This is a genomic window from Trinickia caryophylli, from assembly GCF_034424545.1.
In the GTDB taxonomy this organism is placed as follows: Bacteria; Pseudomonadota; Gammaproteobacteria; order Burkholderiales; family Burkholderiaceae; genus Trinickia; species Trinickia caryophylli.
This window is the reverse complement of sequence record NZ_CP139970.1, coordinates 16,513-42,797: the sequence shown is the minus strand read 5'-3', so window position 1 is coordinate 42,797 and position 26,285 is coordinate 16,513. Positions and strand designations below refer to the sequence as shown.

The window sequence follows — 26,285 nt, the reverse complement described above, 5'->3', positions numbered from 1 at the left end:
GGCGCGACCCTCAGAATGATGTTCGACGAAAAACTCGCCATTTTAGCAAGCTTTCGCAACATCAGCCGCGCCCTTCTCCCGCATCGTGCCCTGCACCGTCACCGGCACCGCGCTTGCCGTCCGCACCGGGCGGCGGCGCCTTGGGCGCCTCGCGCATGCGCGCGATCAGGGCGTCGCACGGCGCGGGCTGGTTATGACTGGGAGCGATCAGCGGCAGCAGCGCCGCGAACGGATTCAGCAGGCCGAGCCCTACCATGGCTCCCGCGCGCAGGGCCAGCGCGCCCTTGCTCACGCCCACGTCCGGGTCCTTGAACGTCCCCTTGACGTATAGCGGCGAGCGCAGCGAGATGATCCGCAGCCCCTTCGTCTGGGGGTGGATCGTCAGGTCCATCGATTCGTCGCGCAAATCGATGTGCCCGCCCATCGAAATCAGTGCATCGTCCGTGTCGAGGGCGAAAGTGCGCGTGGTGAGCACGCCGTCCGTGGCGGTGAAGTCGGCGGCGCCGCAACGAATGTTCACGTCGCGATGACCGAAGAGCTTTTCGTAGACGACGTTCGCGACATTCAGCCCCGCCGCCTCCATCAGCAGGCGGCTCACCTTGCCCTCGGTCACGACTGTTTTCACCTCGCCGTCGAGCGTCGAGGCGAGCGCGGCCGGCGAATTGCCCGTCGCGGAAAGGGCTGCATCTCCGTTCACCTCGCCCAGAGCCGACTGCATCGTCTTTTGCTTGGGAAAGAGCTGCTTGAGCTTCAAATGCCGCGCGGACAGCGCCATGCGTGCTTTCAGCGGCATGCCGCTGCCATCGAGTTTCATGTTCGACGCGAGCGTGCCTCCAGCCACGCCGAAGCGAAGCGGATCGAGCGACAAGACCCCGTTGTCGAGCAAAACGTGCGTGTAAAGGTTCGTCACCGGCAACTCGGGATTCCTGATGATGCGACGTCCCGTGAACTTGACGTCCGCATCGATCGCCCGCCAGCGGTCCGTCCGGAACTGCTCGACCGGCAACGCCCGGTTCGCGGGCTGCCGGACGGTTTCGCCGCGGCGGGCCTTGCTCGCATTGGTGTCCGCCCCGATCACCGGCGCGAGATCGGCGAAGCGAAGCTGGTTCGAGACCACCTCCCCCTTCAGCAGCGGCCGCTGCCCCCGGCGTTCGTAGCCGAGCGTGCCCTCGAGATCGCTGTCGCCCACGCGGCCCGTAAAGCCGCTGTAGGTCAGCTGAATATCGTTCTCGCGAACATGGCCAGCCAGCCGGCCGTCCGTCGCGTACGGCGGCGTATCGGGGAGTGCGATGCCGAGGATCGGATAGAGATGGGAAAGGCTCGCCCCCTGCAGCCAGAGGCGCAAGTCGAGCGCGGCCAGACGCGCCGGGTCCGTCACCGTACCGACGAGCGCGAGCCGCGTATCGCCGATTTTCACATCGGCTTGCAGCGGAAACGGGCGCGCCGCATCGCGCAGCGCCAGTACGTTGCCAAGCTTGCCGCTACCCGACACCCGCGTTGCCCGATAACTCCCTTTCGCGGTAAAGCCGAGCATATACGGGTCTCGCGGCGCGCCCCCGCTCGCGGCCGGCGACGCCGCGGAAAGCTCCGACGCGGCCGACGCGCTGGACGCCGCCGCTGCCTGCGAGCTCAATTGGCGCGCACCGCGCCGGCCCACCACCCCGGCCGCCGTCTCGCGCGAGGCCGCCTCCTGCTGCTTGAGCACGTCGCTGATCGCGATCGGCTTGCCGAGCGTATCGACGCCGATTTCCAACTCGATCTTCTTGAGCGCGTCCGACAGCGCTATTGCGCCTTTCGCGAAACCGAGCGTCGCGAGCTTCAGCGTCCAGCGCGACGGCCCATGCGACTGCGGCAGATCGAAGGTCCAATTGTTGCGGCCGTCGGCCATCCTTTCGAGGTCGATGGAGGGATTCACGAGGCCGATGGACGGTACGATGATCGTATGCGAGAGCAGCGGGAGCAGCTCCACGACGAACGAGATCTCGTCCGCCACCGCAAAATGCGGATCCTTGGTCCATGTCGGATTTCCGATGCTCACCCGATAGGCCGTAAACCTCGGCCACGGCACCCAGGCGCGCCAGCCCCGCTCGTCGACAGCATGCTGCCAGTGCACGCGCAGATCGCCGTTGATCGCGAACGGCCGGCCGATCGCCTGCGAAACCTTGTCGTCCACCCATGGCCTCGCTCGATTCCAATCGAACGTCGTGACGAAGACGGCAACGCCGGCAACGACGACGATTGCGAGCGCAACGACGCAGGCGAGAATCTTTCCCGCCGTGCGGGCAAGGGGTCCGATGTACGGCATGGCAACTCCGGCAAGCGGGCGCGAGTGGCGACAGCCTTTCGGGCAATCGCCGGATGCGCGGCAATCCTGCCGAGAGCGCAGCAAGCGACATGCCTCGCCGCACCCGTCCAGCTTGACGGGCATGATGACCGTCCCGGTGCTCGCCGGCCAGCTTCCGCTACAGGCCGCGCGCTTACAGGCCGTGCGCTGCCAGATCGTGATCATGTTCCTGACCCGCGGCCTCGTCGGCGCTGAGCACGGTCGGCGCCGTGCTGCTCGCCTACCGGCGGCTGTTCTCCCCCGGGCACTGCTTCCTTGCCGCGCGCCTCGTCGTGTGCGGCAAGTCCCGGTAAGCGGGAGCGTCAGCGCTGCGCGCTGACCGTCACTTTCGTCCCATCCTTCAGCGAAACCGTCTTCGAGGCACCGTTCGTCGGCATCGAAAAACGCACGACCTGGCTGACGACGGTGACGGACGGACACTGTGCGGACTTGGCTCCGGGCTTGGCTGCCGCCGGCTTGGCCTGCGGGGCGCTCGCCTGCACGCTCATTTGCACGGCCGCCGTTCCGTCGGATGCGACGATGGGCGCGAGCCGGATGCTGAGCGAGCGCATGGCTGCGCCGTTGGCGTCGAGCGTCAGCGCGGAATAGTTCGGGCACTGGGTGCCAACGGCCACGGCGCCGCCTGGAGGAACCGTTTTCCAGTTGAAGTCGTCGGTCTGGCCCGAGCGGATGGTGCGCGTTTCCTGCACGTTGCCGAACGTTTTCGATGCGACTTTGACCGTGTACTTGATCGGACCGTCGGCAGGTGTTTTCGACGTGACGGTGATCGGCGGCGCGGCGTAAGCGGCCGCCGGCAACGAAGCCGCGGCGACGGCGCAGGCAAGGACGATGAACGATCTGCGGCAAACACTCATGCTGTCACCTCCTCTTTTGGGGCTGCGCACGGCGGCGCGCCGTGCGGCGAAGCAATCCTCGTGACCGGATCGGGTTTCAGTGCGGACGAATTCCCAGTCTACCCCCAAGCAGCGGCCGCGGCGGTGCGCCGTGGATCGGGGCTTCTCCGGCTTGCACGACGGGGCCAGATCGGGTTGGCGCGACTGCGCGCCGTAAGCGAAGGCAGCACAGCCGTGCGCGCACGTCGAACCGGTACAATGAGCGGATTTTCCGCACGCTTCGGCGCCAGCCGCGCCGGCTTCGCCTCACACCGTATGAATCTCGTCATCCAGAGCCCACGCCCCTTGGCGGCCGACCACGTCAAACCGCTCGTCGCGCTTGCGCGTGGCCATCAGGCACAGCCGATCGATGCGCATGCCCTTCGCATCGACGGGGCCGACCCCGCACAGCGCGCCGACGTGGACGCCTATTGCTCCACCCATGCGCTCGACTATGCATTCGTGCGCCCGGGCCTCGGCTGGCGCGATTTCGGGCTCGTGGCCATGGATATGGATTCGACGCTGATCACGATCGAATGCATCGACGAGATCGCCGACTTCTGTGGGCTCAAAGCGGAAGTGTCCGCGATCACCGAAGCCGCCATGCGCGGCGAGATCAAGAATTTCAACGAAAGCCTTGTCGCGCGCGTGTCGCTGCTCGAGGGGCTGGATGCGGGCGCCCTCGAACACGTCTACGCCGAGCGGCTCAAGCTGTCGCCAGGCGCCGAAACGATGCTCCGCGCGGCGCAGGCCGCGGGACTGCGTACACTGCTCGTCTCGGGCGGTTTCACGTTTTTCACCGAGCGCCTGAAGACCCGGCTCAACCTCGATTTCACGTGCGCGAACACGCTCGAGGTCGTCAACGGCAAGCTCACGGGCAAGGTCGTCGGGGAGATCGTCAACGCGAGCGTCAAGGCGCGCACGGTGCGCGAAACGTGCGAAAAGCTCGGCATTCCGACCTCGCATGCCATCGTGCTGGGCGACGGCTCGAACGATCTCGAAATGATGGCCGAGGCCGGGCTGTCGATCGCATTTCGCGCGAAACCCGTGGTCCGCGAGGCCGCGGACGTGGCGTTCAACCACGTCGGCCTCGATGGCCTACTGCGGCTCATGTAAGCGAAGGGCGGCATAACACCGCCCCCTTGTCGCCCTCGATGCGCCGATTCGCAGGCGAGGGGCCGTCGGCGTCGGCTCAGCGCAGCGCCGACGCCAGCGCCTGTTCGATGTCGGCCTTGAGATCGGCCTCGTCCTCGAGCCCCATGTAAAAACGCACGAGCGTCCCGCGGTGAGGCCACTGCGACGCGGTACGCATGGAGGCGATGTCGTAGGGCATCGCCAGGCTGTGCGCCCCGCCCCAACTCCAGCCGATTGCAAAGAGCTCGAGTGCTTCGACGAAGGCGTCGATCTGCGCCGGGCTGTAGCGCTCGTCGAACACGACCGAGAACAGCCCGCCCGCCGCGGTGAAATCGCGCATGAACGCTGCGTGGCCCGGACAGGCTGGCAGCGCAGGGTGCAGGACCGTTGCGATTTCGGCGCGCGTATCAAGCCAGCGCGCAAGCGAAAGCGCCGTCCGGTCGTGCGCCTCGAACCGGGCTTTCATGCTTGGCAAGCTGCGCATCACGAGCGAGCAGTCGTCCGCCGACACGCCGGTGCCGAGCCGCATGCGCGCACGTTTGAGTTTCAGATGCAGTTCGTGATCGGTCGTGATCGTAGCGCCCATCAGCACGTCGCTGCCACCAGACTGGTACTTCGTGAGCGCCTGGACCGAGATGTCGACGCCCAGTTCGAGCGGGCGAAACGCCAGCCCCGCCGAGTAGGTATTGTCGATGGCCGTCAAAACGCTGCGCGCGCGTGCCGCCTTTACGATCGCGCGCACGTCCGGCACCTCCATCGTCACCGAACCCGGCGCCTCGAGCCAGATGAGTCGCGTATTCGGCAAGATCAGATCGGCGATGCCCTCGCCGATCATCGGGTCGTAGAAACGCACGCTGAGCCCGAAGTCCTGCGCGAGCCACTCGCCATGGTCGCGGTTCGGCGAGTAGACGTTGTCGGGAATCAACACGTCGTCACCGGCTTTCACGATGCCGAAGTAAACATTCGAGACCGCCGCGAGCCCTGATGGCTGCAGCAGCGCCTGGCGACCGCCTTCTATGGCTGCGATGCGCTGGGCAAGCGCGGCCGAAGTAGGCGTCGCGTGCAAGCCGTAGCGCCATTGGGAGTCGTCGCGCCAGTCCGCGGCGCGCACGGCGGCGAGGTCGGGAAATACGACCGTGGAAGCGCGCATCACCGGCGCGGCGAACGAGACAAAGCCCGGCGAGAGCTCGGGCTCATCGTGAACGATGCGGGTTTGCGGCGCGCGTACAAATCGGGAATCGGTCATGAATTCAATCGACAGCGGGAACGGAAAAAATGCCTGGTGAGGCGTCCGGAATCAGAGCCGTTCGAATACGACGGCAATGCCCTGGCCTCCGCCAATGCACATGGTGGCGAGCCCGTAGCGGGCACCCGCGCGTTCGAGCTCGTACAGCGTCTTGACCGCGAGCATCGCACCGGTGGCACCGATCGGATGCCCGAGCGAGATGCCCGAGCCGTTCGGATTGACTTTCGCCGGATCGAGGCCGAGTTCGGACGTCACCGCGCAGGCCTGGGCCGCAAACGCTTCGTTCGCTTCGACGACGTCGAGATCGCCGAGCGCGAGCCCGGCCCGCTTCAATGCGTTGCGCGTAGCAGGCACAGGGCCGATGCCCATATAGGCCGGGTCGACACCGGCATGCCCATAGGCAACGAGACGGCCCAGCGGCCGGATTCCGCGCGCGTCGGCCACACGGCGCTCCATCAGCACGACGGCACCCGCACCGTCGTTGATGCCCGAGGCATTGCCTGCGGTCACGGTGCCGCCTTCTTTCTGGTAGACGGGTTTGAGCCGCGCGAGGTCTTCCGGCGACGCCTCGTGACGCACGTGTTCGTCTTCATCGAAGACGGTCTCGCCCTTTTTCGAGGCAATGGCAACCGGCAGAATCTGGCTCTTGAAGTAGCCCTCGCGGATGGCGCGCGATGCCCGGCGCTGCGATTCGAGCGCCAGTGCATCCTGCATTTCACGCGTGACGCCGTACTTGCGCGCGACGTTTTCCGCGGTAATGCCCATATGGAACGACTCGAACGGATCGTGCAGCGCGCCGAGCATCATGTCGACGAGGCGCGCGTCGCCCATGCGCTGACCAAAGCGCGCAGCAGGCGCGATATAAGGTGCCCGGCTCATACTTTCGGCGCCGCCCGCCACGGCGATGTCGGCATCGCCGAGGAGAATGCTCTGCGCTGCGGAGACGATTGCCTGCAGCCCCGAGCCGCAGAGGCGATTGACGGTCATTGCCGGCACATGCTGCCCCACCCCGGCATTGAGCGCCGCCACCCGCGCGAGGTACATGTCTTTCGGCTCGGTCTGGATGACATTGCCGAATACGACGTGCCCGACCTCGTCGCCGCTCACCTGCGCACGCGCAAGCGCCTCACGCACGACCCGCGTGCCGAGCTCGGTCGGCGCCAGATCCTTCAAACCGCCCCCAAAGGAGCCGATTGCCGTGCGCACACCACTCACCACCACTACTTCTCGTTGCATTGCTGTCTCCCGTATACAAAGTTGTCGATGCATGGTTGGCGCAAGAAACGCGAGCGGCGGCCGTCAGGCGATGGCGGTCAGACTTCTCCCCAAAGATCGTGGCCGTCCGCACCCGTGATACGTACGGAGACGAAATCGCCGACCTTGTAGCGCTTGGACGCCTTCACCGCGGGGGCAACATAGACAACGCCGTCGATCTCCGGCGCATCGGCCGCCGTGCGGCCGATGCCGCCATCGGCATTGACTTCGTCGATCAACACCTTGAGCGTCTTGCCGACCTTGCGGGCAATACGCTTCGCCGAGACCTCCTCGGCCACCTCCATGAAGCGCGCGCGACGTTCCTCGCGCACTTCGTCGGGCAATGCGCCGTCGAGTTCGTTCGCAGTTGCGCCTTCGACAGGAGAGTACGCGAAGCAGCCCACGCGATCGAGTTCCGCAGCCCGAATAAATTCGAGCAGCGTCTCGAATTGGGCTTCGGTCTCGCCGGGAAAGCCCGCGATGAAGGTGCTGCGAATGGTCAGATCGGGACACATGCGACGCCATGCCGCCACGCGCTCGAGCGTGCGCTCGGCGTTGGCCGGGCGCTTCATGCGCCTGAGCACCTCGGGGTCGGCGTGCTGGAACGGCACATCCAGATAGGGCAGCACATGGCCTTTGAGCGCGCCTTCCGCCATCATCGGGATGATTTCGTCGACGTGAGGATACGGGTAGACGTAATGAAGCCGGACCCAGGCGCCGTACTGCGCCGCCAGATCTCCGAGCGCCCCCACGAGCTCGGTCATGCGCGTCTTGAGCGGCCGGCCGTTCCAGAAGCCCGTGCGGAACTTGACGTCGACGCCGTACGCACTCGTGTCCTGCGAAATCACGAGCAGTTCCTTCACGCCGGCTTTAAAGAGATTTTCTGCCTCCAGCATGATCTCGGCCACCGGGCGCGATACCAGATCCCCACGCATCGACGGGATGATGCAGAACGTGCAGCGATGGTTGCAGCCCTCGGATATCTTCAGGTAGGCATAGTGGCGCGGCGTGAGCTTGATGCCGGCGGCGGGGACGAGATCGACGAACGGATCGTGAGGCTTCGGCAAATGGGCGTGCACCGCCTGCATCACCTCGCCCACCGCATGCGGACCCGTAACGGCGAGCACCTTGGGGTGGACTTCCTCGATCAGCCCGGAGCCGCTTGCGCTCTTTTTGGCGCCAAGGCAACCCGTCACGATGACCTTGCCGTTCTCGTTGAGCGCCTCGCCGATGGCGTCGAGGCTCTCCTGAACCGCCTCGTCGATGAACCCGCACGTGTTGACCACAACGAGATCGGCACCGTCATAGGTGCCTGAAATCGCGTAGCCCTCGGCGCGCAGTTGCGTGATGATCTGCTCGGAATCGACGAGCGCTTTGGGGCAGCCCAGGGACACGAATCCGACTTTGGGCACGTTCGGTTCGGGAGCGGCGGGAGATGAGGTCTGCGACATGGGGAACGATCAGGCGATTGGCAAGGCGGGCGGCGCGCGGCATCCACGAGCGGCGTGGCAGCGTGGCCTCGAATAACGACGAAACCGCGTATTGTAGCGCGTCAAGCGTCGAGGGCGGCGCCATCACCCGCCACACGGGTTTGCGCTAAGCTTGCGCTACCAGCCGCAGCCCGCCCCTCAGGAGAATGCGATGCTCGACGCTCCCAGTCTCGTTCGCACTGCGAAACTGGACATCGCGTATGCCGATACGGGCCCGCGCGATGCCCCGGCCGTTTTGCTGCTCCACGGTTGGCCCGATTCGGCCCGAGCATGGCTGCCGGTGGCGGCCCGGCTCAACGCGGCAGGGTTCCGGACAATCGCGCCCGAGCTGCGCGGCTTCGGCTCGACGCGCTTTGTAGCCCCCGACACGGTGCGCGACGGCACCGGCGTGGCGCTGGCGCAGGACGCGATCGATCTGGCCGATGCACTCGGCCTCGAGCAGTTTGCGGTGGCGGGACACGACTGGGGCGCGCGCGCCGCCTATCTTCTCGCGGCGCTCTTTCCGGAACGCATACGCACGATCGCCGCGCTCGCCCTGCCTTTTCAGCCGAACGGGACATTCGCGTTGCCGCAGGCGTTTTCTCAGGCAAGGCAGTTCTGGTACCAGTGGTTCATGGCGCTCGACGATGGGCCGGCAGCCGTGCGGGCAGACCCGAAAGGCTTCGCCCGCATTCAATGGGACACCTGGTCGCCACCCGGCTGGTTCGACGACGCGGAATTCGAGCGCACGGCACGCGCTTTCGAGAATCCGGATTGGGTCGCCGTCACGCTGAATGGGTATCGCACACGCTGGCGTGCGGACGAACAGGTCGACGCCGATTACGACGGCCTGCGCGCACGGTTTGCCTCGATCGACCGGCTATCGGTGCCGACGTTGATGATTCAGGGCGGCGCCGACCAATGCGACGCCCCGGCGTTGTCGGAGCACCAGGCGCACCTTTTCAGCGGCGGCCATACACGCCTGGTATTGGACGGTGTCGGGCATTTCCCGCCGAGAGAGGCGCCCGACATCGTGGCCGATGCGATCATCGTGCATCTGAGTTGACGCGGCGGGTCGCACGCCAGGGCGTGGCGCACCGCCCGCGCGATTTACTTCTTTTCCGGCTCGGAGCCCGTATTCGGTTTGTTGAACTGAAACGAGCTGAACATGCTTTTCGCCTGGTTCTGCATCTGTTCCTGCAGTTGAACGAACATGTTCTTCGACTGCTCGATATAGCTCGTCATCATCCCCTGCATCATCGGGGCCTGCATGTTCATGAACTGCGACCAGACCTCGGGATTCAGCGCATTGCCTTCGTAGAGGTTCTTCGACTGATCCGCCAGCTTGTTCTGGATGTCGATGAACGCCTGAATGTTCTTTTCCAGGTAAGTCCCCATCATCCCCTGCATCGCATGACCGTAGAAGCGGATGATCTGCGAAAGCATCGACGACGAGAACATCGGCACGCCGCCGCTTTCCTCCTCGAGAATGATCTGCAGCAAAATGCTGCGAGTCAGATCCTCGTTCGTCTTGGCATCGATGACCTTGAACTCCTCCTGATCGAGCACGAGTTGCTTCACGTCGCTCAACGTGATGTAGGTGCTCGTCTCCGTGTCATAGAGCCGACGGTTCGGATATTTTTTGATGAATCGCTCGGCTGTTTTCTTTGTAGTCGACATGTAACGCCTTCTCTTATCAACGCAAACGACGCGCAATGACGGCGCCATTGCGCCCGCTCATCGCAACACGGGCAAACCCAGCCCCCCGAAACCCAAACCAAAACCGCTGACGCGCCCGCCGGGCCGGCTGCGCGCGGACCGCCCGTGGCGATCCCGCGCAGCCGGCGCGTGCGAATCAGCCCATGTGCAAACCACCGTTGAGCGAAAAGTCCGCTCCCGTTGCGAAGCCGGATTCCTCGGAGGCAAGCCAGGCCACGATCGACGCGATCTCGTCAGGCGTGCCGAGACGACGCACGGGAATCGTGGCGATGATCTTTTCGAGCACGTCGCTGCGGATCGACTTGACCATGTCCGTGCCGATGTAGCCCGGCGATACCGTATTCACGGTCACGTTCTTCGTCGCCACTTCCTGCGCGAGTGCCATCGTGAAGCCGTGAATGCCGGCCTTCGCCGTCGAGTAGTTGGTCTGGCCGAACTGCCCCTTCTGACCGTTCACGGACGAAATGTTGATGATCCGCCCCCAGCCTCGCTCGACCATGCCGTCGATCACCTGCTTCGTGACGTTGAAAAGGCTCGTGAGGTTCGTGTCGATGACGGCCGTCCAGTCCTCGTGCGTCATCTTGCGAAACACGACGTCGCGCGTGATACCGGCGTTGTTGACCAGCACGTCGATCTCGCCGACTTCCGCTTTGACCTTGTCGAACGCGTTCTTCGTTGACTCCCAGTCGCCCACGTTGCCCTCCGAAGCAACGAAGTCGTAGCCGAGCGCCTTTTGCTGCTCGAGCCACGTCGCGCGGCGCGGCGAGTTGGGGCCGCAGCCTGCGATCACCTTGAAGCCCTGCTTGTGCAGGCGCTGGCAGATACCGGTACCGATCCCGCCCATGCCGCCGGTTACGTATGCAATACGCTGACTCATGAATCACGCTCCATTCTCGTTATATGGAGGCGCAATGACTGCGCCCCAGCTGCCTCTCGCCGCTCACCCTGCGGCGCGAAGCCCCTCTCGCGAAGTCAGACCCGCTCGACCGCGAGCGCGACGCCCATTCCGCCACCGATGCAAAGCGAAGCGAGGCCGCGCCTGGCATCGCGCTTTTGCATTTCGTGCAGCAGCGTAACGAGAATCCGGCAGCCGGAAGCGCCGATCGGATGCCCGATCGCAATGGCGCCGCCGTTGACGTTGATCTTCGAGGTGTCCCAGCCCATCTGCTTGTGGACCGCGAGCGCCTGCGCCGCGAACGCCTCGTTGATCTCCATCAGATCGAGGTCGCCGATCGACCAGCCCGCGCGCTCGAGACAGCGGCGCGACGCCGGCACGGGGCCCATACCCATGACCTTGGGGTCGACGCCCGCGTTGGCGTAGGCCTTGATGCGCGCGAGCGGCGTAAGCCCGAGTGCCTCCGCCTTCTTCAACGACATGACGAGCACCGCCGCCGCGCCGTCGTTGAGACCCGAGGCGTTCGCGGCGGTCACGGTACCTTCTTTCGAGAACGCCGGCTTCAAACCGGCCAGCGATTCCGCCGTCACGCCATGACGCACGAATTCGTCGGAGGCGAAGCGGACCGGTTCGCCCTTTCGCTGCGGGATGTCGATGGGTACGATTTCGTCGTTGAAGCGCCCCGACTTCTGCGCCGCCTCGGCCTTGTTTTGCGACAGCGCGGCGAATCTGTCCTGCTCCTCCCGCGTGATGCCGTATTCCTTGGCGACGTTCTCGGCCGTGACGCCCATGTGGTACTGGTTGTAGACGTCCCACAGGCCGTCGACGATCATCGTGTCCACGAGCTTCGCGTCGCCCATGCGAAAGCCGTCGCGCGAGCCCGGCAGCACGTGCGGGGCGGCGCTCATGTTCTCCTGCCCACCGGCCACCACGATGTCGGCGTCACCCGCGATCACGGCATTGGCGGCCAGCATGACGGCCTTCAGGCCCGAGCCGCACACCTTGTTGATGGTCATGCCGGGCACGGCCGACGGCAACCCCGCCTTGATCAACGACTGGCGCGCCGGGTTCTGTCCGGAGCCCGCGGCCAGCACTTGTCCCATGATCACCTCGCTCACCTGCTCGGGCTTCACGCCGGCGCGCTCGAGCACATTACGGATCACCGCCGCACCGAGCTCGGGCGCCGCGATCTTCGCGAGCGAACCGCCGAATTTGCCGACCGCCGTGCGGGCGGCCGATACGATCACTACGTCAGTCATTTGAAACTCCTCCGAGTAAGGCAGCCGCAAAGCCGCGCCTCGTCCAGTTAAAAATCGATGACACTTGCCCCGGCTCAGTCGCGCTGCTGCACATAGCGCCCCGGCGCCGGCTCGATGACCGGATACTCCGCCGAACCAGGCTGCGCGCGCACCTTCACCTTTTTGCCGCCATACTGATCGAGCCACGCTGTCCATTCGGGCCACCAGCTGCCGGGCTTCTCGACCGCCCCATCCAGCCATGCGTCGGGATCGTCCGGCAGCGTCTTGCCGTCGTCACGCGTCCAGTAGCTGCGCTTACCCTTCGCAGGCGGATTGATCACGCCCGCAATGTGCCCCGACGCGCCCAGAACGAAGCGCTGCGGCCCCGCGAGCAGCGGCGCCGACGCATAGGCGGTACGCCACGGGACGATGTGGTCGTCGCGCGACCCGTAAAGAAACGTCGGCACGTCGATGCGCGACAGGTCGAGCGGCTCGCCGCATACCGTCAACGCACCCGGCTCGCGCATGCGGTTCTCGAGATAAGTGTTGCGCAAATACCAGACATACATCGGCCCCGGCAAGTTCGTGGAATCGCTGTTCCAGTACAGCAGATCGAACGGGGCCGGGGTACGTCCCTTCAGGTAATTGTCGACGACATAGTTCCAGACGAGGTCGTTCGGCCGCAAGAAGGAAAATGCATTAGCGAACTCGACCCCGCGCATGAGCCCCGGGGCGGAGCCACCCGCGCCGCCGATGGCCTGCTCGCGCATGCGCACGTGCGCTTCGTCGACGAAAACATCGAGTACGCCGGTATCGGCAAAGTCGAGCATCGCGGTGACGAGCGTCATCGAGGCGGCCGGATGTTCGCCGCGCGCGGCAAGCACGGCCAGCGCCGCGGCAATCATCGTGCCGCCGATGCAAAAGCCGAACGTGTTGATCTGTTCGCGGCCGCTCACGGCCTTGACCACATCGACGGCGGCAAGCACCCCCTCTTCGATATAGTCATCCCATGTCTTCGCGGCAAGGGCTGCATCGGGATTGCGCCACGAAATCATGAAGACCTGATGCCCACTTTCGAGCAAATGGGCAACGAGCGAACTCTCCGGTTGCAGATCGAGAATGTAGTATTTGTTGATGCAAGGCGGCACCATCAGCAGCGGACGCTCGAATGTGCTAGGCGTGCGCGGCTGGTATTGGATCAGTTGAATCAGCTCGTTCTCGAAGATGACGGCACCCTCGGTCGTGGCGATATTCTTGCCGACGACGAAGCGGGACTCGTCGCTTTGCGAGATCTTGCCGCGCTGCAGGTCCCCCAGCAGGTTCATCACGCCCTGACGCAGGCTTTCGCCATGGCTGTCGAGCAGCGTCTTTTGCGCTTCGGGATTGAGTGCGAGGAAATTGCTCGGCGACGTGGCGGCAGTCCACTGCTGAATGGCGAAGCGGATCCGCTCCCGCGTTTTCGCATCGGCTTCGACGGCGTCGGCCAGTGCCTGCAGATAACGGGCATTGAGCAGATACCACGCAGCCATATAGGCGAAGCCTGGCGATGCTTTCCAGGCATCCGACGAAAAGCGCCTGTCGGGCAACTCCGGAGCGGCCGTACCCGACGCGCCGGCCTGCTTGAGAAGCTCCATGCACTCGCGCGAATAGTCGGCCTGCAACTGCTGCAGCCGCGCGGGCGCCAGCGACACAACCGGCAGCTTGAGCCCGGCAAACGCCTGCGCCGCATGGGGTGCGCCGTCTGGCATGGCGCCCATCGCGGGCATCTGAAACGGAAACCCGAACGGCGCCGCGGAACCGTCCGGCCCCGATGCCCCCATGGGCGGACGCGGCATCTGGTCGGCCAGGGTGCGCCACGCATTCATCCATGCGTCGAACATGCGCTGCGCCTCGGCCATGCCGGCGCCGGGTTGTGGATCGCGGCTCGAAGAGGTATCGGAATGAGAGGAAGTCGATGGACGTTTTGATGCAGTCATACCCGCTTGTGACCGTTAAGCCTCGGAAGACTGATTGAAAGGCGGGTTTGAAGCGCACTCGGGCGAACCCTGGCGACCTTCATGCGCTCACCCTTTGCGAGCGGTCATTCTTGCTCTGCGCCACGAGGCATGTCAATGCTTGGCCCGATTTTGCCGCACTGCGGCAGGTTTTTTATTATCGTTTTCCCGATGTTCGCCGATAGGCCCGCGCAGCAAGCCCCCGGCTACGCATGCTGTGCCGTTGCCGCGCAACATGCGGTTGCGCGGCGTCCCCGCTTCCAGCTCGTGCATCCAGGGATTGCGCGGCGTGCAAATTATGCAGCGCTCAGTCCGCCAACCAGACGAGGGCGGCCATCCTCCCCGTCGTGCCGTCACGCCGATAGGAGTAAAAGCGCTCGCGTTGGGTGACGGTGCATGCATCGCCGCCCGAAATGCTGTAGACACCGCAGCGCGCGAGCCGCACGCGCGCGAGCGCATAAAGATCGGCCAGATACTTGCCCGGCGCACCGGGCCGCGGCTCGAATGCGGCGTCAACCCGTTCCTGTTCGCTCGCGTCGGCCGTTTGCATGAAAGCCTCGCGAACCTCGCCGCCAACTTCGAACGCGCACGGCCCGATAGCCGGCCCGAGCCAGACGCAAAGCTCGCTTGCCGACGTACCGGCCAGCTCCGCAACGCGCTCGACCGTCTTTTCAACGACGCCGGCGGCCAGCCCCCGCCATCCGGCGTGCGCGGCGCCGACGGCCCGTCCATGCCGATCGGCAATCAGCACCGGAAGACAATCCGCCACCATGACGACGCAGGCGACGCCCGGCACGTTCGTGACGCTGGCATCCGCTTCGGGCGGCGCAGCCTGTTCGGGAACCTCGTCGGCGCGCACGACCCTGTCGCCGTGAACCTGCTCGAGCCATACGGGGCGGGCACCGATGAGCGCCGACAGGCGTGCGCGGTTACGCATGACACGATCGCGCTCGTCGCCGGTGTGCAAACCGAGGTTCAGCCCCCCCGCCTCTTCGCGCCCATCCGCGAACACACCGTAGGGGATGCCGCTCACACCGCCCACGCGCATGGTGAAGAGCCCCCGCACACGCGCCGGAACCGGCCACCCCGGCCTCAGACAATCTTCCCAATCGAGCGCTCGTTCGCTCATCGCACCCTCTCCGATGTCCTGTTCTCGCCGCGCTCATCCACGCACAGCCCCGCACCGGCACGATCATACCGGCACGCTCATTCGAGATCGTCGTCCTCTTCCTCTTCATCGAGCGCATCGGTGACGTATTCGTCGTGCTCGTACTCGCGCTCGAGCGCATCCTCCTGCTCGAGCGCGGCCTCGCGGCCGAATCCGAGCGCCTCGACGAGCAACGCCATGTCGTCGGGCAACTCGGCGCGCCACTGCATCGGGCGCCGCGTTCCCGGATGCACTAGCCCGAGCCGCCAGGCATGCAGGGCCTGGCGAGCGAAACCGCCCGGCAACGGCACGGCCGAACGGCGCCCGCGCAACCCACCATACACGGGGTCGCCAAGCAGCGGGTGACCGATATGCGCGCAATGCACGCGGATCTGATGTGTGCGCCCCGTCTCGAGATCGCAGTGGATCGCCGATACGGGCTGGTTCTGCCAGACGGTCTGATCGATCGTGCGAAAGTGCGTCCGGGCGGGTTTGCCCGAGGCCCCGGTGACTACCGCCATCCGCGTGCGTTCGCGCGGATCCCGGCCGATGGGCGCGTCGATCGTTCCTTCGTCCGGCATCGTCCCCCACACGAGCGCCGCATAGCGGCGCTTGACCGTACGCGCCTGAAGCTGGCGTACGAGATCGGTCTGCGCCTCGAGCGTACGCGCGATCACCATGAGGCCCGAGGTCTCCTTGTCGAGCCGATGAACGATGCCGGCGCGCGGCAGCCCCGCCGCCGCCTCGCCATATCGATGAAGCAGCCCGTTGAGCACGGTGCCGCTCCAGTTGCCGGCAGCGGGATGCACGACGAGGCCCGCCGGCTTGTCGATCACGAGGAGCGAAGCATCCTCGTAGACGATGTCGAGTTCGATGGGCTCTGGCGTGAACGCGAGCTGCTCGGGCAATAGATCGGGCACGAGTTCAATCCGCGCATCGAGCGCAACGGGCTGCCGAACCTTGGACGGCAACCCGTTCACGCGCACGCGGCCTGCCTCGACCCAGCTTTGCAACCGGCTCCGGGAAAACTCCGGAAAGATTTTGGCGAGAACCTTGTCGAGCCGCTCGCCCGCCAACGCTGCCGGGACTGCCGCCAGTCTCGGCGCCTGCGCCCGCTCATCCGCCGCGGCACCTTCGCGGGGCATCTTGCCGGGCGCGTCGGCAGGCGTATTGGTTCGGCTATAATCGGCGCTTCGATCTTGGGGGCCGGCATCGGCGCCTGAGAAACTTTTGCGGGTCATTCGAAACTGGGTCACTGAGTGAGACTGATAGCTAGGAAGCACGGAGAAATGCGGCAAGCCACGAACATCATGATGCGATCGGCCTTTCGTGTGGCCGCTGGCGCATTTGCCCGCGCTGCGAAGCACGCAGCCCGGCCCGCTCGCGCAGGTTTCGCGCTGGCAGCGGCGGCGCTCGTCGTCACCGGCTGCCACGGCCTGCCACAAAAGACCGACGAGACGGTGACCTGGTCGAACAACAAATTATACTCGGAGGCGCAAGACGCCCTTTCGGGCAGCGACTGGGGCAAGTGCGCCAAGTACTTCGAAGCGCTGCAGGGGCGCGACCCGTTCGGACATTTCGCGCAGCAGGCCCAGATCAACGTGGCCTACTGCGACTGGAAGGATGGCGAAACAGCCGCGGCCGATCAGGCGGTGGACCGTTTCATCAAGCTGCACCCCGATCATCCGGATGTCGCATACGCGTACTATCTGAAGGGGATGATCCATTTCAACGACGACCTCGGTCTTTTCGGCCGCTTCTCGGGCCAGGACATGAGCGAGCGCGACCCGAAGTCGCTGCGCGAATCGTATGACGCCTTCAAGGTCGTCGTCGACAAATACCCGGACAGCAAGTACGCGCCTGACGCCGCGGCACGCATGCGCTACATCGTCAACGCACTCGCGTCGTACGAGGTGCACGCGGCCGATTACTACTACCGCCGCGGTGCCTACGTTGCGTCGATCAACCGTGCGCAACGTGCGATCGACCAGTACAAGAACGCGCCGGCGATCGAAGACGCGCTGCATCTGATGATGCTTTCCTACACGAAGCTGAACCAGCCGAAGCTCGCTGACGACGCGCGGCGCGTATTGGCTGCGACGTTCCCCGACAGCCCCTACATCACCGGGCACGCTCGTCCGGGCAAGAAGAAGTCCTGGTGGCAGTTCTGACCGATCGGTTCGGCTGGGCGCCTGAAAAAAGCCGGCACATCGTTGCCGGTTTTTTATTGCCGCACTCGCGCGCGCTTCGCTTGCGCCCACGCGCGCCGAAACACAAACCCAACGGCCGCCTGGCCGTTACGCTTGCGGTTCGGCCTCCTTGCGCTCGGCGAAAAACGATCGTACGGCATCGATCTCCCGCGTTCGCTTGAACGGCGGCAGACTTTGCCAGATGCGCCGGCCGTAGGGTTTATCGACAAGGCGCGTGTCGCAAATCATCAGCACCCCGCGATCGGTCTCCGCCCGAATGAGGCGCCCCGCCCCCTGCTTCAAGGTAATGACAGCCTGCGGCAGTTGATGAACTGCGAACGGACTGAGGCCTTTTTTCGCAAGCACGTCGAGGCGGGCCGAAAGAACCGGATCGTCAGGCGGAGCAAACGGCAGCTTGTCGATGACGACGAGCGATAGTGCATCGCCTCGCACATCGACGCCCTCCCAGAAGCTCTGGCTGCCCACGAGAATCGCATTGCCATAGGCACGAAAGCGATCGAGCAACTCGGTCCGGCTCGCATCCCCCTGCACGAGCAACGGCATCGCCCAGCCGCGCGAATCGATGACGTCGCGCAGCTTGGCTGCGATGCGATCGACGGCGCGCAGCGTCGTACAGAGCACGAATGCGCCTCCGCCGGCCGCCTCGATCGCCGGCAAAGCCGCGTCGAATACAGCATCGGTGAACGCGGGTGACGACGGCTGAGGCAAATTGCGCGGCACGTAAAGCAGCCCCTGCGTGCCGTAGTCGAAGGGGCTGGGCAGCGTCATCGAGCGCCGCGCGTCGAGCCCCATCTGCGCGGCGTAGTGCGTGAAGTCTCCTCGCACCGACAGTGTGGCCGACGTGAAAATCCATGCGCGCGGCACGCCGGCACGCTGCTTTGCGAAAATCGGAGCAACCGAGAGCGGCGTTTCATGCAGCTGGACCGAGTGCGAAAACACTTCAATCCAGCGAATACGCTCGTCAGCGCCGGCCGAAGGCTCGCCGCCGTTCTTCGAGTCCTGCGATGCGGCACCGGAGGGCTGAACACTCGCCGGCTCGGCAGGCGTGGTCCAGCGCGCGAGCTGGTCTTGCAGTTCGCGCGCCCGGCGCAGGCACGCGCCGAGCGATTCAGCCCGCTCCGCCTGCGCGGCCAATGCCCCGGCCAGTGCATCGAGTGCGCCTTCGAGGGCGCCGAGCGATACGAAGAGCGGATGGTCGTCGGCCAACTGCGTAGCCGACAGCCGCACGACATCCTCCTTGAATGCCAGCCGGATGTCGCGTGCGGCGCGCTCGAGCGCGGCACCGAGCTTAACCCAGTCCGTAGCGTCGCGTGCATGGCTCAACCCTTCGGCAACCGTATCGCGCGCCAGTTCAAGCAACTGGCTCGTCGAGAGAGTTTCGCCGAAAAAGAGCGTCGCCGTTTCCGGCAGTTGGTGAGCCTCGTCGAAAACGACCGTGTTCGCCGTCGGCAGCAATTCGGCCATGCCCGTATCGCGAAGCATGATGTCCGCGAAGAACAAATGGTGGTTCACGACGACGATGTCGGCCTGCTGCGCTTCGCGGCGTGCCTGCATCACGAAGCATTCCTTGTAGTGCGGGCACTCCTGCCCGAGGCAGTTCTCGCGTGTCGACGTCACCATCGGCCACACCGGCGCCGTTTCGGGGACGCTCGCGAGTTCGGCCTTATCACCTGTACGCGTGAGCTTCGCGAAGCGAACGATTTCCTGCAGATGCACCGTGTCCTGTCGCGACGGCAGGCGGCCATTGTCGGCGGTGCGCTGCAGATAGTAGTGACAGAGATAATTGGCACGCCCCTTCAGCATCGCCACGCTGACCGGCACGGCGAGCGCTTCCCGCACTGTTGGAATGTCGCGCTGGAAGAGCTGATCCTGAAGATGCTTGGTACCCGTGGACACGATGACCTTGCCCCCCCATAGCATCGCAGGGACGAGGTATGCGTAGGTCTTGCCCGTACCGGTGCCGGCTTCGACGATGAGCGTGTTCTCGCCCGCCGCGGCGTCCACCCCGCCCGCCTCGTCCTTCCCGGCCGCGTCGGCCACCGCGGGCTCCTGCGTGGCCTGGAGCCGCCGCGCGGGGCGCCGCTGCGCTTCGAACATCGCGGGTTCGGGCATGGCCCGGCTCGACGCTTCCATCGTCGCCGCCACGGCACGCGCCATTTCGATCTGCGACGCGCGGGGGCGATAGCCGTCGATCGCACGCGCAAGCAAGCCGCCGTCCGCGAAAATCGCGTCCAGCTCGGCGCCGTGCCTGGCGCTCAGCGGAAACGGCGCCCCGGCGGGACGCGCGTTCGGTTTCTCTGCGGGGGAAGCGTCGTGCGGCAGTGAATTCAAGGCAAGCAATCCGTACAGTACCGGCATCACGCCGCTGCGGCCGCGCCTGCCCTGGCGCCGCTCATGCGTGCTTATCCGGTTCGAGCTGCAATTGAAGCAGCATGATGTTGTCTTTGACCTTGAGCTTGCGTTTTTTCAGGCGCCGCAGCTCGAAGTCGCTGATATCCGATGAGACTGCCAGCTTGTCGATCATCCGATCGAGTTCGCTGTGCTCCGACTGCAACTGCACGATGCGATCGCGCAAAGCTTCCGGTTGGATCGCCTGCTGGTCGCGCATGGTCGCCTCCTCGGTTCGATAGGCCTTCGCCGCCCGCGAGGCGGCATCTGCCTGAGGTTGCCGTCCGGCAAAGACGCGTTGCGTCAGTTGCTGTCTTGCTGCTCCTTTTGCAACTGCCTTTGCTGCTCCTGCTGCTGCAACTGTTCCTGCTTCCGCTCCTCGGCCTTTTGCGCGGCCTGTTTCTGGCGCGCTTCGACGTCCGCCTTGTGCTGTGCCGCAGCCGACTGCTTTTCGACATAGCGCTTCGCGCGCTCCGCGCGCTCGGCCGCATCTTGCGCCGCCTGCTTGCGGGCCGCCTCGAGCTTGCGCTGATAATCGGACTGCTTGCGCTGGTACGCTGCCTCGTTGGTCGCGCGCTGCGGCGCCTCGGCATTGCGTCGAGCCTCGTCGAGGGCATGCTGACGCTGCTTCTGGTCGTAGGCTTCGGCATTGCGCGCATCGGTCGTTGCGCGCTGCGGCGCCTCCGCTTTCCTTTGCGCCGCGGCGAGCGCTTCGCGCTCGTCGCGCTCGCGTGCGCGTTCGGCCCGCCGTTCGCCGTCGAGCACGAGCTGCTCGGCGTGGATCCTGGCGTCGACCTCGCGCATCGCATCGCGCGCACGGCCCAGGCACGCGTTCACGAAAAACTTGCTGTAGCAGTTGTGCACCGTGACGCCATAGCGATACTCGTTTTCAGCTCGCCGTCCGTCGAGCGCCTTTTGCCGCGCGTCGAAGCCGTCGGTGCGCGGCAAAAGGTCATCCGCCGCGCTGCCCGACGCCGGCGCATCCGGCAGCGCGGCCTTGGACGGAGCTTGTGCAAGCGCGGCCACCGGCAACGCGAGCGCCGCGCCCATGCCACAGGCAGCGAAAAAACGGGACAAAGAACGGAACCAGGAACAGGAGATAGGCAACGTCGTAAGCCGGCATTGGAACATGGGCGGAATTCTAACATCGGGGGCAACGCACCCGGTCATTTATGGCAAAATGCGCCGCTCCAGCAACCCGGCCGGATCGGTGAGCCTTCGCCTCGCCCTTCGTCTCGTTTCCGCCTCGCAGTGGCGGCGTTGCACGCCCGGCCCCGCAGTCAGACGCTTTCTCTATGACGGAACCCGTAGCACTCAAGATCGTACAGCGCATCGCCGCCGAATTGACCGTTGAGCCGCGGCAGGTCGCGGCCGCCGTGCAACTCCTCGACGAAGGTGCGACTGTCCCCTTTATCGCGCGCTACCGCAAGGAAGTCACGGGCAATCTCGACGACACGCAGCTGCGCCAGCTCGAAGAACGGCTGCTCTATCTGCGCGAAATGGAAGAGCGCCGTGCCGCCATCCTCGCGAGCATCGAAGAGCAGGGCAAGCTGACCGACGAGCTGCGCACGGCCATCGAAGCCGCGGACACCAAGCAGGTGCTCGAAGACCTTTATCTGCCGTACAAGCCGAAGCGCCGCACGCGCGCGCAGATCGCCCGGGAAGCCGGCCTCGAGCCGCTCGCGCACGCCCTGCTTGCCGATCCCACCCTCGATCCGCAAGCCGAAGCCGCGCGCTACGTCGACGCCGAAAAGGGCGTGGCCGACGTTAAAGCGGCGCTCGACGGCGCGCGCGACATCCTCTCCGAGCAGTTCGGCGAAACGGCCGAGCTGCTCGGCAAGCTGCGCGAGTACCTTCATGAGCGCGGCGTGGTGTCATCGACGGTCATGGAAGGCAAGGAAAGCGAGGAAGGCGAAAAATTCCGCGATTACTACGAGTATGCCGAGACGCTCAAGACCGTACCGTCGCATCGCGCGCTGGCCCTCTTCCGCGGGCGCAACGCGGGCGTGCTGACGGTGAAGCTCGGTCTTGGCGCCGAACTTGACGCCGAGGTCCCGCATCCGTGCGAGGCGATGATCGCGCGCCACTCGGGCATCGCGAATCAGGGCCGGCCGGCCGACAAATGGCTCGCGGACGTCTGCCGCTGGTGCTGGCGCGTCAAGGTGCAGCCCCATCTCGAGAACGAACTGCTCACGCAACTGCGCGAGACGGCCGAGCACGAGGCGATCCGGGTCTTCGCGCGCAATCTGAAGGACCTGCTGCTCGCCGCCCCCGCGGGTCCGAAGGCCGTGATCGGCCTCGACCCGGGGCTGCGCACCGGCGTGAAGGTCGCCGTCGTCGATCGTACGGGCAAGGTACTCGCTACGGACACGATCTACCCGCACGAGCCCCGCCGCGACTGGGACGGCTCGATCGCGAAGCTCTCGCGACTCGCGGCGCAGACGCAAGCGGAACTCATCAGTATCGGCAATGGCACGGCATCGCGCGAGACAGACAAGCTCGCGAGCGAATTGATCGCACGGCATCCCGAACTGAAACTGCAGAAGATCGTCGTCTCCGAAGCCGGCGCATCGGTGTATTCGGCGTCGGAACTCGCTGCGAAAGAATTCCCCGACATGGACGTGTCGCTGCGTGGCGCCGTATCGATTGCGCGTCGCCTGCAAGACCCGCTTGCAGAGCTCGTGAAGATCGAACCGAAGGCCATCGGCGTAGGTCAGTATCAGCATGACGTCAATCAGCGCGAGCTCGCGCGCTCGCTCGATGCCGTCGTGGAGGATTGCGTGAACGCTGTCGGTGTGGACGCGAACACAGCTTCGGTCGCGCTGCTCGCGCGCGTGTCGGGCCTCAATGCAACGCTTGCGCGCAACATCGTCGACTATCGCGATGTCAATGGTCCGTTCCCGTCGCGCGAACATTTGCGCAAGGTGCCGCGCCTCGGCGATAAAACGTTCGAACAGGCCGCAGGCTTCTTGCGCATCAACGGCGGCGAAAATCCGCTCGACCGCTCCTCGGTTCACCCCGAGGCGTACCCGGTCGTCGAACGGATCCTGGCAAAGATCCAGACCGATATCGGTCATGTACTCGGCAATCGTGACGCTCTGGCCGGTTTGCGTGCCGACGAATTCGTCGATGAGCGTTTCGGCTTGCCGACCGTGCGCGATATTCTGACCGAGCTCGAAAAACCGGGCCGCGATCCGCGCCCCGAGTTCAAGACGGCCACGTTCCGCGAAGGCGTCGAAAAGATCTCGGATCTCTCGCTGGGCATGGTTCTCGAAGGCGTGGTCACGAACGTCGCCGCATTCGGTGCCTTCGTCGATATCGGCGTCCACCAGGACGGCCTCGTCCACGTTTCGGCAATGTCGACGAAGTTCATCAAGGACCCGCACGAAGTCGTCAAAGCGGGCCAAATCGTCAAGGTTAAAGTGCTCGACGTCGATGTGAAGCGGCAACGCATCGCGCTCACGATGCGTTTGGCCGATGACGCAGCGCCCGCCGCTCGCGGGGCCGCCGGGCAAGCAGAGCGCGCCGGCACCCGCTCGAACGGGATGCGCGGACAACGCTCTTCGCGCGACGAACAGCCGGCGGGCGCCATGGCCGCCGCGTTTGCCAAGCTGAAACAGCGTTGATCGCGCTTTTCCTATTTGTATGAAAAAAGGCCTGTGGTCGATGACCCAGGCCTTTCTTGTTTCGTCGCAGATAACCAAACGGCGACCAAACGGCGCGCGCCGCCGCAGCGGTCAGATTTCGATCTTGGTACCGAGTTCGACTACGCGGTTAGCTGGAATACTGAAAAAGTCGGTGGGCTTGGCGGCATTCTGATGCATCCACGCAAAAACGCGTTCCCGTAGAATCGACATCCCGGGCAGTTGGGTCGGCACCACCGTTTCTCGAGCGAGGAAAAACGAGGTATCCATCAACTCGAAGGTCATTGCGTGCGTACGAGCAATCTCCGATAAGACCGCCTTCACATCGGGCGTTTCATTGAAGCCGTACGCCGCCTTGACGATGAAGAGGCCCCCGCCCACGTCCTTTACCGTCACCCGATCCTCTTCCTCCACATAGGGAATGTCGCGCGTGATGAACGTGAGAAACAGCGTGCGCTCGTGCAGCACTTTGTTGTGCTTCAGATTGTGCAAGAGACTGACCGGCACGAGCGTATCGCTGCCCGTCAGATAGATGGCCGTACCCGATACGCGGTGAGGCGGATGTGCAAGGAGGCCCTGCAAAAATGGCGCGAGCGGAATGCCATCCGCGGCCGTGCGCTCCTTCACGAGCATGCGCCCCTTGTACCAAGTCATCAGCAGGAAGAACAGCAATGCGCCAATGCCGAGCGGCAACCAGCCACCCTCGGCCACCTTCAGCAGATTCGCACCGAAAAATGCCAGATCCACAACAATGAAGGCGGCGGTGATGAGCGCAACCAGCACCTTGTTCCAATTCCAGACCTTCGTCATGACGACGCAAGCGAGAATGGTGGTAATGACCATCGTCGTCGTCACCGCTATCCCGTATGCGGCGGCGAGATTATCGGAGCTCTTGAAGCCGAGCACGACCAGCACGATCACGAAAAGCAGCAGCCAATTGACGACCGGCACATAGATCTGCCCGATCGACAGGTCAGATGTATGCAGGATCTTCATACGCGGCACATAGCCGAGTTGAATCGCCTGGCTCGTAAGCGAATACGCGCCCGAAATCACCGCTTGCGACGCAATGACCGTTGCCACCGTCGAGAGCACGACGAGCGGTAGCGTGGCCCAATCCGGCGCCATCAGGTAGAACGGATTGGCGAGCGCGCTGCGATCGTGCATTAGCAGCGCACCCTGCCCAAAGTAATTGAGCACGAGCGCCGGCATCACGAGGCAATACCAAGCCATGCGGATGGGCTTCGCCCCGAAGTGCCCCATATCGGCGTAAAGCGCTTCCGCCCCGGTCAGCACGAGAAAAACCGAACCGAGCACCACATAGGCCTGCAGCATGTGGCGCATCATGAACGTGACCGCGTAATACGGATTGAGCGCGGCGACGATTCCGGGCTCGTGCGCGATATGCCAAATGCCGAGCGCAGCGAGCGTCGCGAACCATACGAGCATGATCGGCCCGAACAATTTGCCCACGAGCGACGTGCCATGGCGCTGAATCCAGAACAACGCGGCGAGAATGACGATCGTAATGGGAATGACGAGATGCGACAGTTGCGGCGTGGCGACCTCGAGCCCCTCGACGGCCGACATCACCGAAATGGCTGGCGTGATCACTGCGTCGCCATAGAACATGCATGCGCCAAAGATGCCGAGCATCATCAGGATGCCGGGAAAATGCCCCTTGCTTGCAAACGGCCGCAAAGACAAAGCCATGAGCGCGAGCACCCCGCCCTCGCCGTTGTTGTCGGCGCGCATCACGAACAACACATATTTGACCGACACCACCACGATGATCGCCCAGAACAGCAGCGACAACACGCCGAGAATCGACGCGTCCGTAAGCGGAATGCCATGCGACTCGCTGAACGCCTCTTTGAGCGCGTAGAGCGGACTGGTGCCGATATCACCGAAGACGACACCGATGGCGGCGAGTGCCAACGAAGCAGCCGAATGCTGACGTAGATTCCCGTGACCGTTATCTGTCATAGAGTGCGAAACGATTCGTGGCGGATAACCGAGGAGCGAGCGCTATTCTAGCGGTGCTTGCACACCTCGCACATATGAAAACGCGGAGCCGGTCGGCTCCGCTGCATCGAGTTGCGGGCAAGCCGCGCAACGAGCCCGGCGCGCCCTTTAGCAACTTACGTGCCGGACGCGGTTCCCTGGCTGACGCCACGCTTGATCCACGCCGACAGGTTGTGCGGGCGCACGGTGTCCCATTCTTCGAACGGCTGGTGGATCCAGGGGTTGGTCGGCAATTGCTGAACGAAATAATCGGGCTTGACCTTCGAGCATCCCTTATACCAAAGCACCGCCGATCGCACCGTTTCGACGGCCGGATAGCGCTCCTTCAAATGCTGCTGCACGCGTGCGAGCGTCACGCCCGAATCGACGAGGTCATCCACCAGCAGCACGTTGCCCGACAATTCGCCCCGCGTCATGGTGATGTACTGCGCAATATCGAGGTCGCCTTGCTGGGTGCCAGCCGCCTCGCGGTACGAACTTGTGGCAAGAATCGCCAGCGGCAGGTCGTAGATTCGCGAGAGCTGGTCGCCCACGCGCAGGCCGCCACGTGCAAGGCACAGGATCTTGTCGAACTTCCATCCCGAATCGTGCACGGCGAGCGCAAGCAACTCGATCAGGCGATGGTATTCATCCCAGCTGACCCACAGGTGTTTGTCGTCGTTGCGCGGGTCGGTCATGGCGAGCGTCGTCACATTCTGCGTCATCG

20 protein-coding genes and 1 pseudogene are annotated in these 26,285 nt (G+C 64.6%); 5 read left to right on the top strand and 16 right to left on the bottom strand.

The genetic code is table 11. The features are described from left to right. Positions 1-61 precede the first annotated feature (61 nt). Entirely contained in the window at positions 62-2,305 is a 2,244-nt protein-coding gene (locus tag U0034_RS00185) for an AsmA family protein (RefSeq protein ID WP_085229227.1), read from the bottom strand. A gap of 109 nt (positions 2,306-2,414) precedes the next feature. Between U0034_RS00185 and U0034_RS00180 the strand changes: the two are divergent. Then, positions 2,415-2,637 (top strand): annotated as a pseudogene (locus U0034_RS00180) (ABC transporter permease); the annotation flags it as partial. A 9-nt stretch (positions 2,638-2,646) separates the two neighbouring features. Here the strand turns inward: U0034_RS00180 and U0034_RS00175 are convergent. Further along, positions 2,647-3,198: a DUF6013 family protein gene (locus U0034_RS00175; protein WP_085229226.1), complete on the bottom strand. Its 552-nt coding sequence runs from the start codon at positions 3,196-3,198 to the stop codon at positions 2,647-2,649. A gap of 294 nt (positions 3,199-3,492) precedes the next feature. On the opposite strand from U0034_RS00175, the gene serB reads away from it, so the two are divergent. Further along, positions 3,493-4,332 (top strand): phosphoserine phosphatase SerB, encoded by an 840-nt coding sequence (serB, locus tag U0034_RS00170; protein ID WP_085229225.1) that lies wholly within the window; start codon positions 3,493-3,495, stop codon positions 4,330-4,332. 76 nt (positions 4,333-4,408) lie between these two features. On the opposite strand, the gene U0034_RS00165 is transcribed toward serB, so the two are convergent. The 3 genes from U0034_RS00165 to rimO form a co-directional block, all read right to left on the bottom strand. After that, the gene (locus U0034_RS00165) at positions 4,409-5,596 is read right to left on the bottom strand and encodes a cystathionine beta-lyase (protein WP_085229224.1); all 1,188 of its coding nucleotides are present in this window, start codon (positions 5,594-5,596) and stop codon (positions 4,409-4,411) included. 51 nt (positions 5,597-5,647) lie between these two features. Next, complete coding sequence (bktB, locus tag U0034_RS00160) at positions 5,648-6,832, bottom strand: beta-ketothiolase BktB (protein ID WP_085229223.1); 1,185 nt, start codon at positions 6,830-6,832, stop codon at positions 5,648-5,650. Between the two features lie 77 nt (positions 6,833-6,909). Further along, positions 6,910-8,301 (bottom strand): 30S ribosomal protein S12 methylthiotransferase RimO, encoded by a 1,392-nt coding sequence (gene rimO / locus U0034_RS00155; protein ID WP_085229222.1) that lies wholly within the window; start codon positions 8,299-8,301, stop codon positions 6,910-6,912. Between the two features lie 190 nt (positions 8,302-8,491). On the opposite strand from rimO, the gene U0034_RS00150 reads away from it, so the two are divergent. Then, on the top strand, positions 8,492-9,385 hold the full coding sequence (locus U0034_RS00150; protein WP_085229268.1) for an alpha/beta fold hydrolase: 894 nt from the start codon (positions 8,492-8,494) through the stop codon (positions 9,383-9,385). Between the two features lie 44 nt (positions 9,386-9,429). Here the strand turns inward: U0034_RS00150 and phaR are convergent, their stop codons facing one another. From phaR to U0034_RS00120, 6 genes are all read right to left on the bottom strand, one after another. Next, positions 9,430-9,999, bottom strand: coding sequence for a polyhydroxyalkanoate synthesis repressor PhaR (gene phaR / locus U0034_RS00145; protein ID WP_085229221.1), 570 nt, complete (start codon positions 9,997-9,999; stop codon positions 9,430-9,432). 175 nt (positions 10,000-10,174) lie between these two features. After that, the gene (locus tag U0034_RS00140) at positions 10,175-10,915 is read right to left on the bottom strand and encodes a 3-ketoacyl-ACP reductase (RefSeq protein ID WP_085229220.1); all 741 of its coding nucleotides are present in this window, start codon (positions 10,913-10,915) and stop codon (positions 10,175-10,177) included. 95 nt (positions 10,916-11,010) lie between these two features. Beyond that, a complete protein-coding gene (locus U0034_RS00135) occupies positions 11,011-12,192 on the bottom strand; it encodes an acetyl-CoA C-acetyltransferase (protein ID WP_085229267.1) in 1,182 nt (393 codons plus the stop codon). Positions 12,193-12,266: 74 nt separating this feature from the next. Continuing rightward, positions 12,267-14,147 (bottom strand): class I poly(R)-hydroxyalkanoic acid synthase, encoded by a 1,881-nt coding sequence (gene phaC, locus U0034_RS00130; protein ID WP_085229219.1) that lies wholly within the window; start codon positions 14,145-14,147, stop codon positions 12,267-12,269. 325 nt (positions 14,148-14,472) lie between these two features. Then, on the bottom strand, positions 14,473-15,294 hold the full coding sequence (pgeF, locus tag U0034_RS00125) for a peptidoglycan editing factor PgeF (protein ID WP_085229218.1): 822 nt from the start codon (positions 15,292-15,294) through the stop codon (positions 14,473-14,475). Positions 15,295-15,371: 77 nt separating this feature from the next. Further along, entirely contained in the window at positions 15,372-16,553 is a 1,182-nt protein-coding gene (locus tag U0034_RS00120; protein ID WP_085229217.1) for an RluA family pseudouridine synthase, read from the bottom strand. A 69-nt stretch (positions 16,554-16,622) separates the two neighbouring features. Here U0034_RS00120 and U0034_RS00115 point away from each other — a divergent pair, with 69 nt between their 5' ends. Further along, the gene (locus tag U0034_RS00115) at positions 16,623-17,483 is read left to right on the top strand and encodes an outer membrane protein assembly factor BamD (RefSeq protein WP_386092061.1); all 861 of its coding nucleotides are present in this window, start codon (positions 16,623-16,625) and stop codon (positions 17,481-17,483) included. 126 nt (positions 17,484-17,609) lie between these two features. Here U0034_RS00115 and U0034_RS00110 read toward each other — a convergent pair whose 3' ends face one another. From U0034_RS00110 to U0034_RS00100, 3 genes are all read right to left on the bottom strand, one after another. Beyond that, entirely contained in the window at positions 17,610-19,853 is a 2,244-nt protein-coding gene (locus tag U0034_RS00110) for an ATP-dependent DNA helicase (RefSeq protein WP_085229216.1), read from the bottom strand. 61 nt (positions 19,854-19,914) lie between these two features. Further along, positions 19,915-20,130 carry a DUF465 domain-containing protein gene (locus tag U0034_RS00105; RefSeq protein ID WP_085229215.1) on the bottom strand — a complete coding sequence of 72 codons (216 nt, stop codon included), beginning with the start codon at positions 20,128-20,130 and terminating at the stop codon, positions 19,915-19,917. An 83-nt stretch (positions 20,131-20,213) separates the two neighbouring features. Further along, entirely contained in the window at positions 20,214-21,041 is an 828-nt protein-coding gene (locus tag U0034_RS00100) for a flotillin family protein (RefSeq protein WP_386092064.1), read from the bottom strand. Between the two features lie 164 nt (positions 21,042-21,205). Between U0034_RS00100 and U0034_RS00095 the strand changes: the two genes are divergently transcribed. Beyond that, on the top strand, positions 21,206-23,536 hold the full coding sequence (locus tag U0034_RS00095; protein ID WP_085229213.1) for a Tex family protein: 2,331 nt from the start codon (positions 21,206-21,208) through the stop codon (positions 23,534-23,536). A gap of 111 nt (positions 23,537-23,647) precedes the next feature. Here U0034_RS00095 and U0034_RS00090 read toward each other — a convergent pair whose 3' ends face one another. After that, positions 23,648-25,540 (bottom strand): potassium transporter Kup, encoded by a 1,893-nt coding sequence (locus tag U0034_RS00090; protein ID WP_085229212.1) that lies wholly within the window; start codon positions 25,538-25,540, stop codon positions 23,648-23,650. A 155-nt stretch (positions 25,541-25,695) separates the two neighbouring features. Then, complete coding sequence (locus U0034_RS00085) at positions 25,696-26,283, bottom strand: phosphoribosyltransferase (protein ID WP_085229211.1); 588 nt, start codon at positions 26,281-26,283, stop codon at positions 25,696-25,698. Between the last annotated feature and the right edge of the window lie 2 nt (positions 26,284-26,285).

What these genes read in the sequence shown, in the direction of transcription:
- U0034_RS00165 (WP_085229224.1), bottom strand. Translation starts at nt 5,596, where the DNA reads ATGACCGATTCCCGATTTGTACGCGCGCCGCAAACCCGCATCGTTCAC.
- U0034_RS00095 (WP_085229213.1), top strand. Translation starts at nt 21,206, where the DNA reads ATGACGGAACCCGTAGCACTCAAGATCGTACAGCGCATCGCCGCCGAA.
- U0034_RS00150 (WP_085229268.1), top strand. Translation starts at nt 8,492, where the DNA reads ATGCTCGACGCTCCCAGTCTCGTTCGCACTGCGAAACTGGACATCGCG.
- U0034_RS00090 (WP_085229212.1), bottom strand. Translation starts at nt 25,540, where the DNA reads ATGACAGATAACGGTCACGGGAATCTACGTCAGCATTCGGCTGCTTCG.
- U0034_RS00135 (WP_085229267.1), bottom strand. Translation starts at nt 12,192, where the DNA reads ATGACTGACGTAGTGATCGTATCGGCCGCCCGCACGGCGGTCGGCAAA.
- U0034_RS00140 (WP_085229220.1), bottom strand. Translation starts at nt 10,915, where the DNA reads ATGAGTCAGCGTATTGCATACGTAACCGGCGGCATGGGCGGGATCGGT.
- U0034_RS00100 (WP_386092064.1), bottom strand. Translation starts at nt 21,041, where the DNA reads ATGTTCCAATGCCGGCTTACGACGTTGCCTATCTCCTGTTCCTGGTTC.
- U0034_RS00105 (WP_085229215.1), bottom strand. Translation starts at nt 20,130, where the DNA reads ATGCGCGACCAGCAGGCGATCCAACCGGAAGCTTTGCGCGATCGCATC.
- rimO (WP_085229222.1), bottom strand. Translation starts at nt 8,301, where the DNA reads ATGTCGCAGACCTCATCTCCCGCCGCTCCCGAACCGAACGTGCCCAAA.
- U0034_RS00115 (WP_386092061.1), top strand. Translation starts at nt 16,623, where the DNA reads ATGATGCGATCGGCCTTTCGTGTGGCCGCTGGCGCATTTGCCCGCGCT.
- phaC (WP_085229219.1), bottom strand. Translation starts at nt 14,147, where the DNA reads ATGACTGCATCAAAACGTCCATCGACTTCCTCTCATTCCGATACCTCT.
- phaR (WP_085229221.1), bottom strand. Translation starts at nt 9,999, where the DNA reads ATGTCGACTACAAAGAAAACAGCCGAGCGATTCATCAAAAAATATCCG.
- pgeF (WP_085229218.1), bottom strand. Translation starts at nt 15,294, where the DNA reads ATGAGCGAACGAGCGCTCGATTGGGAAGATTGTCTGAGGCCGGGGTGG.
- U0034_RS00175 (WP_085229226.1), bottom strand. Translation starts at nt 3,198, where the DNA reads ATGAGTGTTTGCCGCAGATCGTTCATCGTCCTTGCCTGCGCCGTCGCC.
- serB (WP_085229225.1), top strand. Translation starts at nt 3,493, where the DNA reads ATGAATCTCGTCATCCAGAGCCCACGCCCCTTGGCGGCCGACCACGTC.
- U0034_RS00085 (WP_085229211.1), bottom strand. Translation starts at nt 26,283, where the DNA reads ATGACGCAGAATGTGACGACGCTCGCCATGACCGACCCGCGCAACGAC.
- U0034_RS00120 (WP_085229217.1), bottom strand. Translation starts at nt 16,553, where the DNA reads ATGACCCGCAAAAGTTTCTCAGGCGCCGATGCCGGCCCCCAAGATCGA.
- bktB (WP_085229223.1), bottom strand. Translation starts at nt 6,832, where the DNA reads ATGCAACGAGAAGTAGTGGTGGTGAGTGGTGTGCGCACGGCAATCGGC.
- U0034_RS00185 (WP_085229227.1), bottom strand. Translation starts at nt 2,305, where the DNA reads ATGCCGTACATCGGACCCCTTGCCCGCACGGCGGGAAAGATTCTCGCC.